Source organism: uncultured Collinsella sp. (genome assembly GCF_959026545.1).
GTDB lineage: Bacteria > Actinomycetota > Coriobacteriia > Coriobacteriales > Coriobacteriaceae > Collinsella.
The window spans coordinates 196,940-217,463 of the sequence record NZ_CAUFLV010000001.1; the positions used below are offsets into that span (position 1 = coordinate 196,940).

17 protein-coding genes are annotated in these 20,524 nt (G+C 62.5%); 1 reads left to right on the top strand and 16 read right to left on the bottom strand.

Annotated elements, in window-relative coordinates; translation table 11 throughout:
- Positions 1-116 precede the first annotated feature (116 nt).
- From ligA to Q5Q88_RS01015, 13 genes are all read right to left on the bottom strand, one after another.
- The gene (gene ligA, locus Q5Q88_RS00955; RefSeq protein WP_302741301.1) at positions 117-2,345 is read right to left on the bottom strand and encodes an NAD-dependent DNA ligase LigA; all 2,229 of its coding nucleotides are present in this window, start codon (positions 2,343-2,345) and stop codon (positions 117-119) included.
- A 720-nt stretch (positions 2,346-3,065) separates the two neighbouring features.
- Positions 3,066-3,257 (bottom strand): hypothetical protein, encoded by a 192-nt coding sequence (locus tag Q5Q88_RS00960; RefSeq protein ID WP_294160310.1) that lies wholly within the window; start codon positions 3,255-3,257, stop codon positions 3,066-3,068.
- A 13-nt stretch (positions 3,258-3,270) separates the two neighbouring features.
- Positions 3,271-3,867, bottom strand: coding sequence for an Rnf-Nqr domain containing protein (locus Q5Q88_RS00965; RefSeq protein WP_302741246.1), 597 nt, complete (start codon positions 3,865-3,867; stop codon positions 3,271-3,273).
- On the bottom strand, positions 3,867-4,526 hold the full coding sequence (locus Q5Q88_RS00970; protein ID WP_294160306.1) for an Rnf-Nqr domain containing protein: 660 nt from the start codon (positions 4,524-4,526) through the stop codon (positions 3,867-3,869). The genes Q5Q88_RS00965 and Q5Q88_RS00970 overlap by 1 nt, the downstream gene beginning before the upstream one ends.
- Positions 4,526-5,119, bottom strand: coding sequence for an FMN-binding protein (locus Q5Q88_RS00975; RefSeq protein ID WP_294160304.1), 594 nt, complete (start codon positions 5,117-5,119; stop codon positions 4,526-4,528). The genes Q5Q88_RS00970 and Q5Q88_RS00975 overlap by 1 nt, the downstream gene beginning before the upstream one ends.
- Positions 5,106-6,038, bottom strand: a complete 933-nt coding sequence (locus Q5Q88_RS00980) for an RnfABCDGE type electron transport complex subunit D (protein WP_118654353.1) — start codon at positions 6,036-6,038, stop codon at positions 5,106-5,108. Before Q5Q88_RS00980 ends, Q5Q88_RS00975 begins: the two co-directional genes overlap by 14 nt.
- A 3-nt stretch (positions 6,039-6,041) precedes the next feature.
- Positions 6,042-7,403 carry an electron transport complex subunit RsxC gene (gene rsxC / locus Q5Q88_RS00985; RefSeq protein ID WP_294160301.1) on the bottom strand — a complete coding sequence of 454 codons (1,362 nt, stop codon included), beginning with the start codon at positions 7,401-7,403 and terminating at the stop codon, positions 6,042-6,044.
- A 178-nt stretch (positions 7,404-7,581) separates the two neighbouring features.
- Positions 7,582-7,959: a DUF1648 domain-containing protein gene (locus tag Q5Q88_RS00990; RefSeq protein ID WP_302741249.1), complete on the bottom strand. Its 378-nt coding sequence runs from the start codon at positions 7,957-7,959 to the stop codon at positions 7,582-7,584.
- A gap of 12 nt (positions 7,960-7,971) precedes the next feature.
- Positions 7,972-9,051, bottom strand: coding sequence for a redox-regulated ATPase YchF (ychF, locus tag Q5Q88_RS00995; RefSeq protein ID WP_118654350.1), 1,080 nt, complete (start codon positions 9,049-9,051; stop codon positions 7,972-7,974).
- 446 nt (positions 9,052-9,497) lie between these two features.
- Positions 9,498-10,763 carry a 4Fe-4S dicluster domain-containing protein gene (locus Q5Q88_RS01000; RefSeq protein WP_302741251.1) on the bottom strand — a complete coding sequence of 422 codons (1,266 nt, stop codon included), beginning with the start codon at positions 10,761-10,763 and terminating at the stop codon, positions 9,498-9,500.
- A 141-nt stretch (positions 10,764-10,904) separates the two neighbouring features.
- A complete protein-coding gene (locus Q5Q88_RS01005; RefSeq protein WP_302741253.1) occupies positions 10,905-11,567 on the bottom strand; it encodes a hypothetical protein in 663 nt (220 codons plus the stop codon).
- A gap of 159 nt (positions 11,568-11,726) precedes the next feature.
- The gene (locus Q5Q88_RS01010; protein WP_302741255.1) at positions 11,727-13,070 is read right to left on the bottom strand and encodes a 6-phospho-alpha-glucosidase; all 1,344 of its coding nucleotides are present in this window, start codon (positions 13,068-13,070) and stop codon (positions 11,727-11,729) included.
- 175 nt (positions 13,071-13,245) lie between these two features.
- On the bottom strand, positions 13,246-14,838 hold the full coding sequence (locus Q5Q88_RS01015) for an alpha-glucoside-specific PTS transporter subunit IIBC (protein ID WP_302741257.1): 1,593 nt from the start codon (positions 14,836-14,838) through the stop codon (positions 13,246-13,248).
- Positions 14,839-15,148: 310 nt separating this feature from the next.
- On the opposite strand from Q5Q88_RS01015, the gene Q5Q88_RS01020 reads away from it, so the two are divergent.
- A complete protein-coding gene (locus Q5Q88_RS01020) occupies positions 15,149-15,871 on the top strand; it encodes a UTRA domain-containing protein (protein ID WP_118654345.1) in 723 nt (240 codons plus the stop codon).
- 123 nt (positions 15,872-15,994) lie between these two features.
- Here the strand turns inward: Q5Q88_RS01020 and Q5Q88_RS01025 are convergent, their stop codons facing one another.
- The 3 genes from Q5Q88_RS01025 to Q5Q88_RS01035 form a co-directional block, all read right to left on the bottom strand.
- Complete coding sequence (locus Q5Q88_RS01025) at positions 15,995-17,644, bottom strand: hypothetical protein (protein WP_302741259.1); 1,650 nt, start codon at positions 17,642-17,644, stop codon at positions 15,995-15,997.
- A 120-nt stretch (positions 17,645-17,764) separates the two neighbouring features.
- Positions 17,765-17,947: a hypothetical protein gene (locus Q5Q88_RS01030; RefSeq protein WP_294122014.1), complete on the bottom strand. Its 183-nt coding sequence runs from the start codon at positions 17,945-17,947 to the stop codon at positions 17,765-17,767.
- 52 nt (positions 17,948-17,999) lie between these two features.
- On the bottom strand, positions 18,000-20,471 hold the full coding sequence (locus Q5Q88_RS01035) for a hypothetical protein (protein ID WP_302741260.1): 2,472 nt from the start codon (positions 20,469-20,471) through the stop codon (positions 18,000-18,002).
- Positions 20,472-20,524: the final 53 nt, after the last annotated feature.

The following is a 20,524-nucleotide window of genomic DNA, read 5'->3' on the forward strand; positions in this document are numbered from 1 at the left end:
GACCCGTAGGCTTCCTCATCGCGTTCCACAGGGCGCCTCGAGCGACCGCGGTCAGATGCGTACCCCATGTCTGCAACCGCCTAACGTACAAGTGACAATTTTGTCACCGCATGGTACTACACATTTGGTACCTCTCCGGTTGCAAGAATCGCCTCCATCGCTGCTTCATCGAGCACAGGCACGCCCAAACTCTCTGCCTTGGTGAGTTTTGACCCCGCCTTGGGACCCGCCACCAGGTAGCTCGTCTTCTTGGAGACCGAGCCGGAAACCTTGGCGCCGAGCAGCTTGAGCGCCGCGCCCGCCTCGTCGCGCGTGCGGTTGACGAGCGTACCGGTGAGCACGAAGGTGAGGCCGGCGAGCGGTTGCCCGGACGCGAGGGTGGCATCGACGCCGGTCTCTTGAGCCGCCTGCGCCACCGCGGCACCCAGGTTCTCCTCGAGTGTGAGGCCAACGTCGCGCAGGCGCTGCAGGACCTCGAGATTCTCGGGCACGGAGAGGAACTCACGCACGGACGCCGCGATCTTGGGGCCGATGCCCTCACACGCGGCAATGTCCTCCTCGGATGCGGCGGCCAGCGCGTCGATGGTGAGGAATCGCTTCGCGAGGACCTCGGCAACGGACTTGCCCACATGGCGGATGCCGAGCGCGAACAGCACGCGAGAGAGCGGCTGCTCCTTAGAGCGTATGAGCTCGTCCATGACTTTGGTTGCGATAGCGGTGCCCACCTTGATGGAGTCGCCCGCGGCTACGCCCTTCTTCTTGTCGTCCTTGACGTAGGTGCGGCCGGTATCGAGCGCGGCGATTGCATCGACGTCGAGCAGGTAGAAATCGGCGACATCGTGCAGCAGGCCCGCCTCGATCATCTTGTCGATGAGTTCGTCGCCCACGCCGTCCACGTCCATGCAGCCGCGGCTCACCCAATGGATAAGGCGCTCCTTGAGCTGAGCGGGGCAGTCGAGTGAGATGCAGCGGTACGCGACCTCATCGCCCTCATGCACGACGGGGCTGCCGCAGGCGGGGCAGGCAACGGGCATATCCCACTCGGGCGCGTCGGCGGGGCGCTTGTCCAGCACCGGCCCCACAACCTCGGGGATCACGTCGCCCGCCTTATGGACGATGATGGTGTCGCCGGGACGGACGTCCTTGCGGCGGATCTCGTCGAGGTTATGCAGGGTGGCGCGGGCGATGGTGGAGCCGGCCACCGTGACGGGGTCGAATTCGGCGACCGGGGTGAGCACGCCGGTTCGGCCTACCTGGATGCGAATCTCGCGCAGAACGGTTGTCTTCTCCTCAGGAGGGAACTTGAAGGCGATGGCCCAGCGCGGAGCACGGGCGGTGAAGCCCAGGTCAAGCTGCTGATCGAATCCGTCGACCTTCACCACCACGCCATCGATGTCGTAATCGAGGTCGGCGCGATGCGCAAGGGCGTCGGCGCAGAAGGCGTGGACTTCCGCCGGCGAAGTGCAGCGAGCGACGTTGGGGTTCACCGAAAAGCCGGCACTGCGGAGCCAGTCGAGGAACTCGTGTTGGGAGTCAACGTGCAGCGGCGCCGTGTCGGCGATGGCATAGATGAAGGTAGCGAGGTTGCGCGTTGCCGTGACCTTGGGGTCCTTCTGACGCAGACTGCCCGCAGCGGCGTTGCGGGGGTTGGCGAAGGGCTCGCGGCCCTCGGCGTCGGCCTCGGCGTTCAGGCGGGCAAAGCTGCCCTTGGGCATATAGACCTCGCCGCGGACCTCGATGGGGGTCGCGCGGTCCGCGCCCATGTGCGCGAGCGCCGCCTCGGAGAGGTGCATGGGCACGTCCTTAATCGTGCGAACGTTAAGCGATACGTCCTCGCCCGTGGTGCCGTCGCCGCGCGTGGCGGCGCGCACAAAGGCGCCATTTTGGTAGGTGAGGGCCACACCGAGGCCGTCAATCTTGAGCTCGCAGGTGTAGGCCACGTGCCCGGCGCCAAGCGCATCTTCCGTGCGGGCGAGCCACTCGTCGAGCTCCTCGAGGTTCATGGCATCGTCCATGGAATACATGCGCGCCATGTGTGTGACAGGCGTGAACTGCTCAGACACGTAACCGCCCACGCGCTGGGTGTAGGAATCCGGGGTGACGAGCCCGGGATAGGCTGCCTCGATCTGCTGGAGCTCGATGAGGAGCTTGTCGAACGCCGCGTCCGTAATCTCGGGAGCGTCGAGGGCGTAGTACCGATAGGCGTGGTAATCGAGCAGATGGCGCAGCTCGGCCGCACGCGCCGCCGCCTGGTCGACCGTCTGAGCATGGGCGGCGCCCTCAAGGGGGGACCGAGAGCCGGTGGATGCATCCGCGGCGGCACCGGCTGACGCGTTGGCGACCATCTGGGCACCAGTGCCCTCGCCGTCCGCAGCGACGTGCGCTGGAACCCCGGTCTCGCCCTGTCCCGTCATACCCCCGAACAAACTCTGCTGATCAGCCACGTCTGCCTCCTTGATTGATTTCAACTGTTACAGAGTACCATCGCGTCGAGAATCAAGCGCCTTCGCATGGTCGCCCCTCACAAACACACGGCCCCCTCCTACGGACCGTCTAAGCTGCCCATACGGCATGTCAAAGAGTCATTGCAGCGAACGTTTGGCGTGCAAATACGCAAATGTTGCCCCAAATCACGTTAGGCCGAGTAGAGAGCTATATTGGCATCACAAAAGAGCAGGTAGAAAGGGTGACATGATTTTGCGTACTTCACGCATCGCGTTTTGAGGCAACATTTGTGTATTTGCAAGCTGACAGAGATGTTGCGATGGCAGCAGATGCAATCCAAGGCCTCGCGGTCATCGATCGCCAAAGAAAAAATGTGCCATTGAGGACATCGTCCTCAATGGCACATCTAATGGATGCCTTGTTGGCGGAAAACGACGCTCTAACAGCGAAGTTCTCGATGGCAGCGACGCTCTAGACGTCGGCGGGTGCGACCAGATCTCGACCGCCTTGGCAATGGAAACGATGCACCCCTGGCTGCCCTGGTAGCGTCATCTCCAGGCCCGTCGGTATCGGCACCGGCGGCATCATCTCCGGACCCGGCGACCTTAGAGGAGGATCGACTAGGCCTCGTCAGCTCCGAACTCGACGGCACTGGCATCGGCCTCCGCCTCGGCGGCAAGCGCCGCCTTGTACTCGCGCCACTCGGCGTGCTTGTGCACGCCGGCGCACACGGACAGCACGAGCGCCGCGGGAACCGCCACGAAGCCCAGGACGAGCATGGGCGCCACGGTGTAGAACACGGATTCGAACATGGCTCAAACCCCCTTACACGAACAGTCCGCCGGCGATACCGGCGACTCCGGTGAACGCCAGCGCCATGAGGGACGCGGTCACGAGCGTAATGGGCAGGCCGCGCAGGGCGGCGGGCACCAGGCGCTCGTCGATGCGGTCGCGCACGAAGGCGAACAGCACGACGGCGAGGAGCACGCCCAGGCCGGCTCCCAGCGAGCTGCCGAGGGCGGCGTCCCAGGTGAGGGTCTCAGCAGCGGCGGCATTGCCGAGCGAGACGGCCAGCACGGCGGCGTTACAGGCGATGATCGGGCACGTGCGCAGCAGGCGCTCGCGCTCCGCCACGGTCTTGCCGGCACCGAGAACCGTCGCGATGACGACGATGGCGGTCCAGCTCACGAGCACATACGCGAGCGGGGCCAGATAGGCCACGCCCCAAGGCTGCAGGAGCTGCGTGTACAGCGGCCAGCCCAAGGCGCCGGCGACGGCGGTCGCCACCGCGACCATGCCGCCGAAGCACCAGGAGTCCTGCGGGCGGCCGGCCACCAGCACGACGGACACCATGCCGACGAGCTGCGCGAACACGAGGTTGTTATCGAGAGCGGCGGTAAAGAGCGCATTGAGGAACGCCATTAGCGCTCACCCCCTTCCGCATCGGCGCCATCGGCGGCAGCGCCCTTGGCGCACACCTGCTCGATGGACTGCACGAACACTGCCACGAGCGCCAGCACCAGCAGCGAGCCCGTGGGCTTGCCGAAGGCGGCGATCGGCGAGGCGGCGAGCTCGCCCATGGTGAGACCGAAGACCTGGCCGGTGGTGAACATGCCGTTGATGAAGCCCACGAACGCGAGGGTCGCGAACACGCACACGGCCGCGAAGGCGGCGGTGGCGAGCGGCGTCTTGGCCGGGGCGACCACGAGGCCGTCGCCGGCGATCCAAGCGACCACGAGCGCGTTGACGGCGACGAGCGGCAGGTAGATGCCGAGCGCCTCGAACACGACGGGATCGATCACGCGCACGGCGTACCCGAGCAGCGTCACCACGGTGACGCTCAGCATGAGCATGACGGCGGAACGCGACCACACGCCGGTGAAGGCACGCAGCACCGGGGCGACGAGGGCCATCACCAAGATGGCGACGGCGGTCACGATGCCGATAGCAACGCCGTTCTCCAGCGAGGTGGCGGCGTACAGGGCGGGCAGGGCGCCCGCGACCACGAGGAACGTGGGCGTATGGATCATCTTGGAGATACGAGCGTCCTGCTCGCGCACGATGTTCTCATTCAAGGCCATTAGTTGCCTCCCATCTGAGCGTAGGCGGCGAAGGCGATATTGAGGCAGTCGACCACGGCGCGCGAGGTGAAGGTCGCACCGGAGACGGCGTCGACGTGGGTCTGGCCCGAGCCCGCTTCCTCGACCGTGAACTCACCGGCGGCGGGAGAGCCCGCGAAACCGCCGAAGTACTCCTCGGTGAGCGCGTTGGTGCCGATGCCGTCGGTCTCGTTCTCGGCGACGACCTGCAGGCCCGCCACGGTGCCGTCGGCGTTGATGCCCACCATGAGCTCAACGTCGCCGTGGTAGCCCTGGGAGGAGGTCACGTCGAAGACCCACTCGCCGGTGTCGGCGCGGTACACGGAATTCAGGCCCTCAACAGCAGGAGCAGATTGGGCCTCGAAGGATCCGGCATCGGGGAACAACGCCTTGCGCTGGGCGCCGCCCTTCGCCTCGTCAAGAGCGGCATCGGAGGCGGTGAAAGCGTCGGTCAGGCCGTAATGCGTGCCCGCAAGCACGCCCGCGCACGCAAGCGCGACGAGCAGGACCGCGAACGCGGAGAAGATGGCACCGTTGCGGCGACGTGCCAGGGGACATTTGCTAGACGAGGGCATGCTTCACACCTCCAGCGGGCTGAGGACGCGTGTAGCGGTCGATCAGCGGGGTGAACATGTTCATGAACAGGATGGAGAACGCCACGCCCTCAGGGGCGGAGGCGAACAGGCGCACGAGCGCGGTGATGACGCCACAGCCTATGCCGAAGATGATCTTGCCCTTCGGCGTCATGGGCGTGGTGGTGTAGTCGGTAGCCATATAGAAGGCACCGAGCGCAAGACCGCCGGAGAGAACCTGGTAGATGGCGTCCTGGCCGGCCAGGCCCGTGATAACGGCAACCGTGGCGATGAAGGGCACGGTCGCCCAGGCGTCGACCACACGCAGCACGAGCAGGAACACGTAGCCCGCGAGCAACGTGATAATGCAGGTCTCGCCAAGCGCGCCTGCGTGCATGCCGAACATCATGTCCATGTAGCTGTAGGGAGCATCACCCGCGGCGTTCATCGCCAGCGGGGTGGCGCCAGTGATGGCGTCGAGCGGTCGGCCCATGATGTCGGGGTAGGCACCCAGGGCGATGGGCATGGCGAGCATGATGAACACGCGGCCGGCGACAGCCGGGTTGGCGAAGTTGCAGCCTATGCCGCCGAAGAGCATCTTGACCACGGCGACGGCGAACACGGTGCCCAGGATCGCCGGGAAATAACCGCAGTCGGCAGGCAGGGTGAAGGCGAACAGCATGGCGGTGACCACACAGGACAGGTCGCCCGCGGTGCTCTCGCGATGCATGAGCTTGCAGCACACGTGCTCGGTCACGAGCGCAGTGGCGACGCAGACCAGTACGAGCAGCGGAGCGCCGAGGCCGTAAAGGAACACAGACGCCACGAGCGTGGGTACAAGCGACAGGCACACCATACCCATGATCCACTGCGTGGAGCCCTTCCCGTGGAAGTGAGGCGAGGCCTCGTTGATGAGGTTCATGGTTTACGCCTCCTTCTTCTCGGACGGGACGGCGGGCTTGGCCGGGGCGGTCAGGCGCGCAACCTCACCGCGGTAGACGGCCTTGCCCTCGCGGATTGCCGCGGTAATGCGACGGTGCGCCGGGCACACGTACGCGCAGGAGCCGCACTCCATACAGTTCATGACGGCGAGCTCGTCGAGCGCGACCACGTCATGGCTGCGGGAGGCGCCGTCGAGCGCAAAGGGCGACAGCGACAGCGGGCAGGCGCGCACGCAGCGGCCGCAGCGGATGCAGGCGGTCTCGTCCGGCAGGACGGCGGCGTCGTGCAGGGCGACGATCGCGTTGTTCGCCTTGATGATCGGGCAATCGATATCGGTGATGGTGCGACCCATCATCGGTCCGCCCATGATGATCTTCCTGGGCTCCTTGACCATACCGCCCGTGGCCTCGATGACGTCGCGGACGCTCATGCCGATGGGGATGCGATAGTTGCCCGGCTTGGCGATACAGTCGCCCGTGACCGTGACGGTCTTACAGGTGAGGGGCATGCCATAGCGGAAGTACTGCTCCACGCGCGAGATGGTGGTGACGTTGACCACGAGGCAGCCCACATCGATGGGCAGGCCACCGGCGGGGACGTCGCGGCCGGTCGTGGCCTTGATGAGCACCTTCTCGCCACCGGCGGGGTACTTGGTGGGGATCGACATGACCTCGATACGGTCCTCGCGACCCTTCTCCTTGACCACGCGCTGGAGCTCGAGGATGGCCTCGGGCTTGTTATCCTCGACGCCGATGACGGCGGCGGGAATCTCGAGCGCCTCGATGGTGCGGAACACGCCGTCGACGACGCGCTCGGTATGCTCCATCATCTGGCGGTAGTCGCTCGTGATGTAGGGCTCGCACTCCATGCCGTTGACCACGAGAAACTCGAAGCTCTTGCCTTGCGGGGCGCGCATCTTGAACCACGTGGGGAACGAGGCACCGCCCAGGCCCACCATGCCGGAATCGCGCACGCAGGAGATAAACTCCTCCTTGGTGGTGTACTCGGGCGCCTTGAGCGCGGGGTCGGCCTCCATCTTGCCGTCGGAGACGATCTCCACCACGGGTGCGGTCGCGCCCGTGGGCAGCTGCTCGGTCGCCACCTTGGCGACCGTGCCGGAAATGCTCGCGTGGATCGGGGAGCCCAGGCCCTCGACCTGGCCGATCAACGTGCCGACATATACATGGTCGCCCTCGCTCACCACCGGACTCGCCGGCGCGCCGATGTGCATATTCAGCGGAATGAGCACTCGCTCGGGCGACGTGATGGACGTGCAGGCAAAATCCCGCATATCCTTGCACTGGGGCGGATGCACGCCACCCCTCGTCTTGTGCAGAGAGAACATTGGCTTCCCTTCCATATCTCCCCCAACAATGCGCGGCCGCGCAAAGCACGGCCGCGGCGCATAGCTAGGAAAAATTGTAACGGGTTTCCACCCGATATGGGGTGCCAATGAGCAGTTTTATGCGGCCTGAAGCGTTTTAGCGTCCACAATGGACGACAAAGCTCTCCACGCGCTCGGATTAGATGCCAATCCCCGAGCCGGTATAGACGCCGTACAGGATAATGCCCGTGGCGATGATGAAGACGATTCCCTGGACCGTCGCATTGCGGACCGCACGCTGGAAGGTGATGACGGCGAGGGCCTTATCATCGCGATAGCCCTTGGCGTTCTTGATGCCCGTGGCGATCGTGGCACCCGAAAGCAGGAAGCCAAAAGCCGGAATGAGCATGAGCTCCCACTTGGAGCCCCAGCGCAGAACCTCGCCCGCGGAGCTGACCTTCATGGGAACCTGGTCGCCGAGCTGCGGGAAAACCATCAGCACCGCGATCAGCGGGATGAACGAAAGCATGATGGCCACCATGGCCCTTGTGCCATTTTTCTTGCCAAACGAGAACATTACAGTCCCTCCTTACACGTTGAAGCGGAAGTGAACGACGTCGCCGTCCTGCATGACGTAGTCCTTACCCTCCATGCGCAGACGTCCCGCCTCCTTGGCGCCCTTCTCGCCGCCGAGCTCAACGTAATCGTCGTACGCGATCGTCTCGGCCTTGATGAATCCGCGCTCGAAATCGGTGTGGATCACGCCCGCGGCCTGAGGAGCCGTGGCGCCCTGGCGCACGGTCCAGGCCTTGACCTCCATCTCGCCCGCGGTAAAGAAGCTCTGCAGGCCGAGGAGCTTGTATGCCGCCTGGGCGAGGGTCTCCAAACCCGAGCGCTCAAGCCCAAGGTCGGCCAGGAACATCTGAGCCTCCTCGGGGTCGAGCTCGGAAAGCTCGGCCTCCACTTTGGCGCAGATTGGGATGGGCACGACGCCGTCGATGGGGTCGAGCTCCTCGCCCAGCATGTCCTCGTCGACGTTGGCCACATAGAGCATGGGCTTCATGGTGAGCAGGAAGAGGCCCTTGGCGGCAGCGCGCTCCTCGTCGGTCATCTCGAGCGTGGCGGCGCGGTTGCCCTCGTTGAGCCACTCGAGCTGGCGCTTGGCGATCTCGAGCTTAGGCTTGAGCTCGGCGTCGCGCTTGGCCTCCTTCTCGAGCTTGGGAAGCTGCTTCTCGAGCGACTGCATGTCGGCCAGGATGAGCTCGGTCATGATGGTCTCAGCATCGCTCGCGGGGTCGACGAAATCGCCCGTGTGGTTGGCCTCGCGCATGACGTCCGGGTCCTTGAAATAGCGAACCACCTGGCAGATGGCATCGCACTCGCGGATGTTCGCCAGGAACTGGTTGCCCAGGCCCGCGCCCTCGGAGGCGGCACCCTTGACCAGGCCGGCGATGTCGACAAACTCGACCGTCGCGGGAACGATGCGGCCAGGATGCACGATGTCGGCGAGCGCCTGTAGGCGGTCGTCCGGGACATCGACGATGCCCACGTTGGGATCGATCGTAGCAAACGGATAATTGGCGGCCAGGCCGCCCTTCTTGGTAAGGGCGGTGAACAGCGTGGACTTGCCCACGTTGGGCAAGCCGACGATTCCGATGGAGAGTGCCATGGGATTCCTTTACTCAACGCGGCGCATATGGCGCCGTTAACACGTAAACCTTGTCATTATAGCCCGTTGACATAGCAAAGAGACGCGGGGGTCAAGCCCCTCGCGCCGCGCGCCGCACAATCCCTCCGCCGCAATCCCTCCGCCGCAATCCCTCTACCGCAATCCCTCCCTGCAATCTTGCTGCAAATCTGCCTACCCCTTGTCGAGAGTTAACTCTCGCGGCATTTTTGCGGATGTATCCCCGTGAAAGCTCCGTGAAAGTTAACTCTCGCGAGTTTTAGTCGAGTATTACCCTACATTTGGCGTTATTTGACCATATGTAGGGTAATCACATCAGGCAAGCGCTCGCACTTCGGGCATTTCCCGTCTCTCGAGCATCTTCAGCTGATATGTTGTCTCAAGATCGAGCCAGAAGCGCGGGGTCGTACGAATTATTTCCGCGTCCCTTACTCCGCGAACTTCTCCACACTGTCGAGGACCTTGTCCACGGTCTTCTTGACCTGGGCCTTGGCCTCGGCGTACTCGGCCTTGGCCTCCGCAGCGAGCTTCGCCTTGCGCTCGGCCTCGGGATCGGGAACCACGAGCTCGGCGCCATCGCGCTCGACCATCGTGAGGGCGTGGTCGCCGCACACCTCGGCGCACAGGCCGCAGCCGATGCAATACGTGGGTTCAATGGCGAGCTTGCCACTTGCGAGCAGATCGCATGCGAACACGGGGCACGCCGCGACGCAATCCCCGCACATGGTGCATTTGTCATGGTCGCACTCGGGTATCTGCACCCGCACGTTCTCCGCGAGCTCCGGGTGCTGCTGAAGTGTGGAAAGCATGAGCTGGCGACCCTGGGTGAGGACGCGGCGGCGCTTTTGCGACGTCGTCCCGCAGGCGGTGTTGAGAGTCTTCTCCAGCGCGCTCACGCGGCTCGAATGCTCGCGGATGCGCTGCGTCACGGTTGCCACGGCAGCGGTCGCCGGCGTGAGCTTGGACACCGTCAGACCCGTCTGGCGCACGATGTTGTCGACGAACTCCTTGCGCTCGTACTCGCGGCGTTTGTTGCACACAAGGTCCTTCGGCTCGACCTCGAGACCCATGCCACGACCGGCCCACTCCTCGGCAGTCGCGATGGCCTCGCCGAGCATCTCCTCGCCCGCGGCGTTTCGACAGGCCGTGCAGATGTCGAGCGGCAGGTACACGCTCACGTTGGGAAAATCGGTGAGGATGGAGAACCACGTCTCGCGCGTGACATCGCCCACGCAGGCAAGCACGACTTCGTTCTCGCGCGGGATGCGCTTGAGGGCACGCGTGCAGGTGACGTAGGCCGTCTCGTGGGCGGTCGCCGCGCGAGCCACGGCGTCGTAAACCTTCTTGGGCTGCAGGCGCGGGCTCACGAACGCCTCCGTGGGACACGATGCCACGCACAGGCCGCACTTGCGGCAGCTGTCGAGCACGTCGATGGCGCCGTCCTCGATCTCGATGGCGTTAACGGGGCACACGTCGATGCACGCGCGGCAGCCGCTCTTGTCGGACTTGCAGGCCAGGCATGGAATGCAGTTCACACGCGGACGTTCCTTGTAATCCGCCGGGTTCCAATGCGGCTTGGAATCGTCCACCGTGCCGATCAGCGCGTCGGTAATGCCGCCGAACGGGTTTTTGAGCGCATCGATGCCCTTGCTGATATCGATAATGTCGTCGAACATGTCGCGCTGCTGAGCCATGCGTTTCCCCTTGCGCTCGATTTGCCGAAAAACGCGCCCGCCATCCAGACGGGCGCGTTCACAGCACCATATTGTACTCAGCGCCGACTCACTTCGCGAGAGTTCCAAATGCAGAGGCGCGCCCAAGGTGCCTGCCGTCCGCTACGCGCCAAGGCGCGTGCTCGCGAAGAAGCAGATACCGGCGAGTGCCAGCACCACGAGGGCTCCGGAGATATCGACGAGCATGCCGCCGACGCCACGATGCGCACGCCAGGCGCCAAGGCCCTCGGAGCCGCGCCTCCAGGTGCGCCAGAGCAGCACCGCCATACCGGCGATCCCCACGATGTTTTGCAGGAGCATCTCGGCGCACAGAAGCGCGATGAGGTTCGACACGGCATAGCCCGTGTCCCCCTGCGCGTAATGACGGTAGACGAACCGTAGCAAATACGCCACGAATGGCTGCAGGCACGCGGCGATGAGCGCGATCGATGCGGCGGGGTTCTCGGCGAACGTCGCTTGCAGGCCCTCGGCCGAAAGCCCGTTGCCCGTCATGGACAACACCGCGACCGACCCCACCAGCACAAGGCACAGCACGACCTCGACCGTCGTGAAGATGCGCTTCGTGAGCTGCTCACGGCCAGACAAGTTCTCCTCGTCGAGCGCCGGTAGCCACCAGGATTGACGATCGCCGGGGGCATTGGCTTTGCGTGCGCCCGCCGTCTCTCCGTTGCGAGCTACTTGGCCCTGCACGCCCGAGCGCCCCTCGCGCCGAACATCGGCCTTCGTACCAGCCGCCGCAGCCTGCGCCCTCGTCTTCCTCGCCATGCCCAATACATCCTTTCGCCTGCCAACACGCAACCATGCCACCGCAAGGGTTTTCAAGGCTTTCCCAAGTGCCGCAGATCGCCCCGAAAGAGGAGGGCGCACGCCTTGCGAGCGGCGCCCGACGATTGAGGGGCGAGGTGCGGTGCTTGGGGAAGTCGACTACTTAAGCTCGGGCCAGAAGTCCTTGTTGGCCTCGATGAGCTCGTCCAAGATCTGCTTGGCGACCTTGGCGGACGGGATGGTGGCGGAAAGCGTCAGCGCCTGCCACAGCTTCTGGTAGGAGCCCTCGACCCAGGCCTGGACGACGAGCTTCTCGACGGAGACCTGCTGCTCGAGCATACCCTTCTGCCACTGCGGGACCTTGCCCTGGCAGATCTTCTCGTAGCCGTTGGAGCCCACGATGCAGGGGACCTCGACCATGGCGGTCTCGTCGAAGTTGGACACGGCGCCGTCGTTGGGGACGATGAGCAAGAAGCGCTCGCCGGTGTTCTCGGCCAAGGCGCAGGCCAGGTCGACGATGTAGGTGGCGTGCGCATCGGCCTCGAAGCCCGCACCCTTGGCGGTGCCGGTCTCGATCACCTTGCGGCAGGCGCCGAAGACCTTCTTCTCGCGGCCGTCCATGACCTCGTTGGCGCGGGTGTACTCGGGGTTGGAGGTCTCAACCACATAGTCCGGGAAGGTATAGTACTTGAGGTAGGTGTTCGGGATGGTCTCCGGGTCGAGCGCATAGACGTCCTTGGCCTTGCCGAAGGTGTGGATCCAGGACTCGTCGATATGCTGCTCCTGGCCCTCCTCATGGCTGATGCCGTCGAGGTAACCGTTCTTGGCCATGTGCTTCTTGATTTCGGGCATGAGGTCGTTGCCCTGCTTGTCAAAGATCTTGGTGAACCAGCCGTAGTGGTTCAGGCCGTAGTAGCTGTACTGCAGGTCGCGGTGATCCTCAAGACCGCACATGACGGCCATCTTGTCCATGAGGTCGATGGGCATGTCGCAGATGTTGATGATCTTGGAGTTCGGGCGCAGCACGCGGCAGGCCTCGGCCACGATGGCGGCCGGGTTGGAGTAGTTGAGCATCCAGGCGTTGGGAGAGTACTTCTCCATGTAGTCGAGGATCTCGATGACGCCGCCGATGGAGCGCATGCCGTAGGCGATGCCGCCGGCGCCGCAGGTCTCCTGGCCCACGCATCCGTACTTCAGCGGGATCTTCTCGTCGAGCTCGCGCATGGCGTAGAGGCCCACACGGATGTGGGCGAGGACGAAGTCGATGCCGGTGAATGCCTCCACAGGGTCGGTGGTGTAGGAGAAGTCGAGCTCAGGCGCATTCTCCTTGAAGTAGATCTCGCAGGCCTTGGCCACGATCTCCTGGCGCTCGGCGTTGTTGTCGTAGAAGATGACCTTGTCCACGGGGAAGCGATCGTGCTCCTTGAGGAGCATCAGCGCGATGCCGGGGGTGAAGGTAGAGCCGCCGCCGGCGATGGTTACTGCGTAGCTGGACTTTGCCATGGTTGATCCCTCCTGGATCCGGCCGCCTACCTGTTGTGGGGGCGCCGCCGCGGCCACGTGCGGCGCCCGGTTGGTACCAAAATGGCGTGCCCGGTTGTGCTGGGACGGGCGGCCCCGTGATGGTCGGCGCGTTTTGGGAGACGCAAGGCGTCACCGCCCGGCGCCTGCCCACCCCTTAGAGAAGAGCTTCGAAGCGATCGCGGACCTTGGGCACCTTGAGGCCGATGATGACCTGCATACCCTTGCCGTTCTTGGCGATGCCGCTCGTACCAATGGACTTGAAGTCGGGATCGTCGGCCACGAGGGTCTCGTCCTTCACGTTGACGCGCAGACGGGTCACGCAGTTGGTCACGTCGACGATGTTGTCCGCACCGCCAAGCAGCTCGAGGACGGCAGCGGCCATGACCGCATAGGGGTCGGACTCGTCGATCTCGACGCCTACGGCATCGGCGAGCTCGCCATTCTTGGCGGCGCGGTACTCGGCCTTGCTGCGGAACTTAACCTCCTCGGCATCATCCTCGCGACCAGGCGTCTTGAAGTCGAACTTGAGGATGAGGAAGCGGAAGACCACGAACCAGATGAGGGTAAAGACGAGGCCGACGACGAGCGTCATGAGGTACTGCTGCCAGTGATTGGCCATGAGCGGGATAAAGTTCAGCGAGCTGATCTCGATGAGACCACCGGCGAACACGCCCACGCAGCCGACCATGTTGATGGCCATGGCGAGGAACGCCGTGATAATGCAGTGGACCAAGAACAGCGGCGGAGCGATGAACAGGAAGGTGAACTCGATGGGCTCGGTCACGCCGCAGAAGATCGCGGTGAGGGTAATGGGGATGAGCAGGGAGAGCAGCTCCTTCTTCTTCTCGGGCTTGGCGGTGGCGTAGAAGGCAAGCGCGATGCCCGGGCAACCGAAGATCTTCGACCAGCTGGAACAGGTGAAGGCGGCGTAAGGAGCGAGCTCCTTGAGCGAATCGGTGGATGCGGCGATCTGGGGCAGTGCGGTGGCGAAGGCGGTGTAGATGCCGCCGTCGACCACGGCATTGTCATAATAGAACGGGCTGTACATGAGATGGTGCAGACCGAACGGGATGAGAGCGCGCTCAAGGAAGGCGAACACGCCCACGCCCAAGGTGCCGGTGGTTGCCACGAAGCCCTGGAAGGCACGGATGCCGTCCTGGACATGGGGCCAGCCGAGGCAGGCAAGGAAGGCAACCGGGAGCATCACGAAGAACGTGACGATGTAGACGAAGGTGGAACCGGCAAAGACGCCCAGCCATTCGGGCAGTTCGACCTCGTAGAACTTGTTGTGGATGGCAATCACGATGCCGGAGACAGCGAGAGCGCCGATCATGCCCATGTCGAGCGTCTTGATCGAGGCGATCATGGCAAGTCCGGACGTTCCGCCCACCTCGGCGGCGAAGTCGACACCGAAGAAGCCGCCCCACTGCGAGAGCAGCGTGCTCACGAAGTACTGGAACGTGAGGTAGCCCACAAGAGCTTCCATGCAGCAACGAGCGTTCTGCTTATTGGCGAGGCCAATGGGAAGCGACACGGCGAATAGCAACGGCAGCTGGTTGAAGACGGTCCAACCACCCTGAAGGATGACATTCCAGACGCCGTACCACATGGTGTCGGGTGCGGCGAGAGGCCCAAAGATGACCTCGGTCGTGAAGAGCGTGCCAAATCCGATCACGACGCCCGCGAACGCGAACAGCATGACCGGGGTGAACATCGCACCTCCGAACTTCTGAATCTTCTGCATCATGGCAGGAAGTTCCTTTCCCCTCTCGTGCGTCCCGTCCTTTGCGGGGCGCTACGTGCCACCTGCGCGAACATCCCTTGGCGCCTTTACGGGATTGCTTGTTCGTACAAGTTGTGTAGCATCATAATTGCTTACTTGTTCGTACAAGTCAATTATTGAGAAGGGACCTTCCCTGAACGGTCGGTTTTTACCGGTGAACGTGTTTCCATGCTGATGGTCGACGGCATGCGCGATCGTACACCAGCGCGCCCTGTTGCAGTATCATGTTCGTACAAGCTCAAACAAGGTAAGCTCGCACGGACGTGGGGTCATCATGCCTAAATCGGTCTACCAAGACATCTATCAAGATCTCAAAGGCCGCATCGAATGCGGAGATATTGCGTATGGCGCGTTTTTGCCCTCCGAAAACGAGCTTACGGGCAGGTACAGCTGCTCGCGCAGCTCGGTACGGCGGGCGCTCGCCGAGCTCGCGTCCGACGGCTATGTGCAGTCGCAGCAGGGTAAGGGCGTGCGCGTTATCCGCGACCCCACGCTCGACGTAAGCCGCGGCTACGACGGGCTTGAAACCTTCAACGAGATGGCAGCGCGCCTCAATTTCACGCCGACCACGCGATGCCTGGTACTTGAGGACCTCACGGCAGACGAAGACCTCGCCCGTCTGACGGGCTTTCCTGCAGGAAGCGAGCTCACGCACGTGCTGCGCGTCCGCATCGCCGACGGCAAGGCTCTCTCGACCGACGAAAGCTACTACCTCTCGTCGGTGGTTGAGGGGCTCACGCCCCCGATCGTAGAGGGCGGCATCTATCGTTTTTTAGAGGGGGAGCGCAGAATCAAAATCGCCACAAGCCGCCGCATCATCACCGTTGAAGGCGTAACCGAGCAGGACGAGCGCTGCATCGATCTTGATGGGTTCAACGCCGTCTCGGTTATGCGCAGCCACACATTTGACCTTGAGGGCATCATGGTCGAATACACCGAGACGCGTCAACGGCCCGAGACTTTCTCCCAGTACTCCACCACCATTCGCACGCGATAAGCTGCCGCGTTGGCCCGTCGACCCGTCCGCGAGTCAACCGCACCCCTTCCCACGTGCAACGCCTCCGCATTCCCTACGGAAAACGGGGGCGAGCATGGCTGCAACCGTGGCCAAAGCCACGTGTCATTGCATGCGCTCAAGCACGGTAACCGTATAGTTGTTCCGCTCGTACGGACGATAGAACGTCCTTCCCTCAACCACCTCAAATGCACCGGTCGCCACGAGGTCATCTGCAAGCGACGTGACCTCGTATACGTCGTTTTCCTCCGCATTGTCTTCATCAAGCACCACAATAAATCGCCCGGAGGCACTCAGGGCCTCCTCGACATGTGCCGCAAACGACATAACGGGCGCGTACACGCGGTACGCGCGGCCGATACCCGTATCGGGGGCAATGAACGTCTGCGGCACATCGTTGCACATCACCGCATACGTTCCTGCACACAAAATATTACTTGAAATAACGGTGGGCTCACCATCGTTATCGTAGGTGTGCGCCACCGCCTCGAGATAGTCAATCGGCTCATTGTTGAGCTGGGAATACCCGGCGGCCACAAAAACCGCCTGGCCGTATAGCCCCACAGCGATGAGTGACGCACAGCCGCAGGCGATTGCACGCACACCCAAAAGCTTTGCCGCAACGATAGAGATGGCCAGCAGCAACGGCGGCAACGCAACGTAAAAGTAGCGAGCAACAGCTATAGGGGATGCCAGAAGCACCGAAGCAGCCAAGGCGAACGCCACCGTACCTGCATACACTGCAACGCCCCACCAAACGTCGACGGCCCAATCATCCGAGCGCTGCACGCGACAATGGGACCCGCGTGCCATCGGCCTCAATGAAATCATGCAAAACCTGATAAACAGAGAGGCAAGTAGAAGCAGAAGCGCAGCAGCAAGCGCAAGGAACACCAGCGCAACCATTTGGAACATGCCACCGCTCAGACCACGAGCCTCATCGAGCATCTGGGTCGAAACGAGCGGATATACCATCATTTGAGCAAGGCGGGCGGGCGTGAGCTTAATCCAATAAGACGTTGATACCACGGAGAGCTGGTCCAACAGTTTAAGTAACCACGGGGCGTACAAGGCAAGCTGGCATACGGTCGATACCACAAATGCGCCCATGTTGGATTGAGCATTTTCCGACTTTGCCGCAACGCCGCGCAGCAGATGAATCATGAGCAGCAAGTTAATAATGAATGCGGCAATGGCACCAAAATAATGCAAATATGCCGAGGCGAGGCTCGCTAGGGCAAAAAGAACCCAAAGGCGCGTCGGGCGTCGGGCGCCTGCATCGGAAAGCTTTTTGATATGCAGCGCGCACAGGAAACACGCCCCGATCGAAAAAGCAGCCCAAGAATACATGCGAAGCTGCACGGACATTGACGAGGCGTGCGGCAACATAACGGACATCACGGCAAACAGCAGACCGGCAATATCGCCGTAATCCCGTCGAACGACCGTTGCGCCCAGCACGGCGAACAAGAACGTTGGAAGCAACGTGACCACGCGATAGACGATTAAATTCGTTCCAAAAATTACGTTCACCAGATGGAGCATCCAGTAGTACAGCACAGGGTGAACGTCCAAAGCACCAATGTCCCAAATCTCCGCAAACGAGTGGGTCGCCATAGCAACTGAGAAGCTCTCGTCAAACCACAATTCGTTAGTAAAGGCTCCCGTAAGCAGAAATGCGGCGCTCAATACAAGCAGTACAGGCCAAATGATGGAGGGGGGTGGAACAAGGCCGGGGCTCTTCGTGCGCACCATTTCGCATCCAATCGCTCGATGAACACCTCGAGCTATTGTATACCTGCGTACAGGATTGAACATGACGAGGGGCGCCCGATATGTGTCGACCATGCAAGACAATAGTGGCTGTTTTGTCTTTCATAGTCGCCACGCATGCATGGGCGGTAAAACGATCATGCACCATTGCGCCTTCGACACAGAAACCCGCGCGCGGTTCTTGACCTGCGGCAGCTCAGGGTCAAGCCAGTCGTCGCTCATGTAGACCGTCTTGCCGTCGAGCTCGCACTCGTACCAATCGGTGCCAAGAACCTTGCCGGTCACGTGGACCGCGATGCAAAAAAGGATCCGCCCTCAATGGACGGATCCTTTTTGACTAAACGCGACGCTTGCGAGCACGTGCGCCGGCTATTGTCGTTGCGACACCGACAGCCACGCCACCTGCAACCATCAGCGTCGAGGCATCGCCCGTTTGGGGCAGGCCTCCCTGGGGCTTCTGCTCGGGCTTTGGCGTGGGTTTGGGGTCGGTCGGTTTCTCGGACGGTTCGTCCGGCGTCGATGCCTTGGTCCACTTGGCACTCAGCACCAGATCGCCCTCAATCGGCCTGCTGGAATCGAACGCGGTGCCGTCCTCATAGAACCAGCCCTCAAAGACCCAACCCTCGCGAGTGAGCACGGGAAGTTCCTCGGAGAGCTCGCCATCCACCACGTCAATGGTCTTGTGAAGCTCACCATCAAGCATAAGCTTGATCGTGTAGACCGTCGGTTCGGGCTCCGGATCGGGATCCACCGGCGGCTCCTCGGAGCCATCACCAATGGCCACGATCGTAAAGGAGTGCGGGGCGAGCTCAAGCTCATGCGTGGCACCCGTTGCCTCCTCGGTGCGCTCCTCAATCGCCAGGTTCTCAGGGTTGGCGAGGTCGTTCTCCTGGTAGAAGCTGTCACCGGCGAGCGTCTTGATCTTGAGCGTCTTGCCCGTGAGATCCATGCCGTTCACGGCGAGCGTGACCTTCTGCGACAGCGCGGCATCGGCACCGGCCGTTTCAACGTCGTTCAGGCCCAGGTTGACAATGGCAATGTAGACGGTGCCGTTCTCGTCGGTCGAGGCCATGACGGAATGCTGGGATACACCGTTGGAGAGCGTTCCTTCGTTCGAAAGCGACGTGCCCACCATCTTGGAGCCAAAGCTGCCATTCAGCATCTGGAAGATGTGCGCGCTCGGCGTGGAGAAGAACTTGAACTCGCCGGTTCCGTCCTTCTGGTTGTCCAGGTTACCCTGGGCAACGGCCTGGATAACGGCTTGCTGGGTGGGGCCAAGCGAGTCGGCGCCGCTGGAATAGTAGTCCACCAGACAGTGCTTTTGAATGTAGGGGCTCCCCTGCTCGGCATACTCCATGATGGCGCGGGCAATGTAGAGTGCATGCGTCTGCGAACGCACCATGGTATTGGTCGAGCGGAAGATGCCGTATTCCGAAATGACCGGCACCTTGGTGTTGTCGCCCGTCACCTTGCGCATGTAGTCGACATGCTTCTGCACGTTGTTGGCAACACCGTCGCCCAAGCGCATGACGTCGAGGTACCACTGTGTCTTGTTCTCAACCGTGGGGGTGTTGTCGTTGTTGGCGGGATTTCCCACCTTGTTGGTGTAGGGATGCACGGCCATGCCGTCGTAGAGGGCGTCGGCGTTCTTCTCGTGCATCTTGTCGACGAAATTGTCGGCCTCCCACGAGGTGTAGATCTCGATCTCGTCCTGGGTTCCGGCATCTTTGTTGATCTGCTCCATGGTACTGCGCATGGCTTGGGAGATATCGATGAAGCCATCGCGGGCGACCTGATAGTCCACCTTGATCTGCTTGCCCTTCTCGGGAATCGCGCCGTGCTCGCCATCGCCGAAGGTGAAGAAGCCGGTGGTCATGTCGAGCTGGTAAACCTTGTCGCCTGGCTTGGCGGACTTGATGTTGTCGACAGGGCTCCAAAGCTCATCGCCCACGTAAACCTTGACGGAGTCCTTCACGACCGCGTCACGAGCCTTGCCCTTCTCATCGGTGCGCGGGATAAGCGCGTAGCGGCAGGCGAATTCCTGGTCCTTCTCACCCGTGGAGTAAGACTTGGCGACGTTCCAATCGCCACGAATGACGGCGTACTGCTTGTTGAAGGTCGCGGTGCCACCGTCTACATAGCCCTCAAGGGCACCACCGTTGACGTTGGGCATCCAATACTGCTGCGAGGCAGTGCCGTCATCGCCGCCCTGGTTGTTCTCATTGCCGATCTCGAAATAACGGATGCCGAAGGGTTCGGGGTGGCCGAGCTCAGCGCGCTTATCGGCCCAAGCAACACCACCATTGGGGTTGGTACCCTGCTCGGCGTTCAGGAACTCGACCATGTCGGCAGCGTCGAGCGCGTCACCGCGGCCGATGCCGTAGACCATGATGATCTCGGAGTTCATCTGCTCCGCGAACTCTGCGACCTCGAGCAGGCCGAACGCAGGTATAAAGCCCGCCTGGCCCTGGTTGTTATAGAAGCCGTGGATCTGCGGGGTGCGCTCAATCTCTTTGGTGATGGGATCGAGGTCGCCAATGGACTCGGTCCACACGTAGTTATTGGAGATCGTGCCGCCCGGGTAGCGCAGGGAGCCAAAGCCCGCCTGCTTGTAGAGCGCGGCGAAGTCGTCCTTAACGGTGCCGTCCGCGTTCACGGTGCCATAGCCGTAGTTGGAATACCGGTGGTTGATGCCAAAGAGCGAATCGTCGATGGCGCGGCCCACGACGGACGGGTCAACGGTGATCGTCGCGCCCAGCGCGCGCACGGCGGCGACCGAAGCGGCCAGCTCGGCCTTGGCAGCCTTCATGGCCTCGACGTCCTTGCCCTCTATGGCAGCATTCGCCTTGTCGATAGCGACCT

What these genes read in the sequence shown, in the direction of transcription:
- ligA (WP_302741301.1), bottom strand. Translation starts at nt 2,345, where the DNA reads ATGGTCGCCAACGCGTCAGCCGGTGCCGCCGCGGATGCATCCACCGGC.
- Q5Q88_RS00960 (WP_294160310.1), bottom strand. Translation starts at nt 3,257, where the DNA reads ATGTTCGAATCCGTGTTCTACACCGTGGCGCCCATGCTCGTCCTGGGC.
- Q5Q88_RS00965 (WP_302741246.1), bottom strand. Translation starts at nt 3,867, where the DNA reads ATGGCGTTCCTCAATGCGCTCTTTACCGCCGCTCTCGATAACAACCTC.
- Q5Q88_RS00970 (WP_294160306.1), bottom strand. Translation starts at nt 4,526, where the DNA reads ATGGCCTTGAATGAGAACATCGTGCGCGAGCAGGACGCTCGTATCTCC.
- Q5Q88_RS00975 (WP_294160304.1), bottom strand. Translation starts at nt 5,119, where the DNA reads ATGCCCTCGTCTAGCAAATGTCCCCTGGCACGTCGCCGCAACGGTGCC.
- Q5Q88_RS00980 (WP_118654353.1), bottom strand. Translation starts at nt 6,038, where the DNA reads ATGAACCTCATCAACGAGGCCTCGCCTCACTTCCACGGGAAGGGCTCC.
- rsxC (WP_294160301.1), bottom strand. Translation starts at nt 7,403, where the DNA reads ATGTTCTCTCTGCACAAGACGAGGGGTGGCGTGCATCCGCCCCAGTGC.
- Q5Q88_RS00990 (WP_302741249.1), bottom strand. Translation starts at nt 7,959, where the DNA reads ATGTTCTCGTTTGGCAAGAAAAATGGCACAAGGGCCATGGTGGCCATC.
- ychF (WP_118654350.1), bottom strand. Translation starts at nt 9,051, where the DNA reads ATGGCACTCTCCATCGGAATCGTCGGCTTGCCCAACGTGGGCAAGTCC.
- Q5Q88_RS01000 (WP_302741251.1), bottom strand. Translation starts at nt 10,763, where the DNA reads ATGGCTCAGCAGCGCGACATGTTCGACGACATTATCGATATCAGCAAG.
- Q5Q88_RS01005 (WP_302741253.1), bottom strand. Translation starts at nt 11,567, where the DNA reads ATGGCGAGGAAGACGAGGGCGCAGGCTGCGGCGGCTGGTACGAAGGCC.
- Q5Q88_RS01010 (WP_302741255.1), bottom strand. Translation starts at nt 13,070, where the DNA reads ATGGCAAAGTCCAGCTACGCAGTAACCATCGCCGGCGGCGGCTCTACC.
- Q5Q88_RS01015 (WP_302741257.1), bottom strand. Translation starts at nt 14,838, where the DNA reads ATGATGCAGAAGATTCAGAAGTTCGGAGGTGCGATGTTCACCCCGGTC.
- Q5Q88_RS01020 (WP_118654345.1), top strand. Translation starts at nt 15,149, where the DNA reads ATGCCTAAATCGGTCTACCAAGACATCTATCAAGATCTCAAAGGCCGC.
- Q5Q88_RS01025 (WP_302741259.1), bottom strand. Translation starts at nt 17,644, where the DNA reads ATGGTGCGCACGAAGAGCCCCGGCCTTGTTCCACCCCCCTCCATCATT.
- Q5Q88_RS01035 (WP_302741260.1), bottom strand. Translation starts at nt 20,471, where the DNA reads ATGAAGGCTGCCAAGGCCGAGCTGGCCGCTTCGGTCGCCGCCGTGCGC.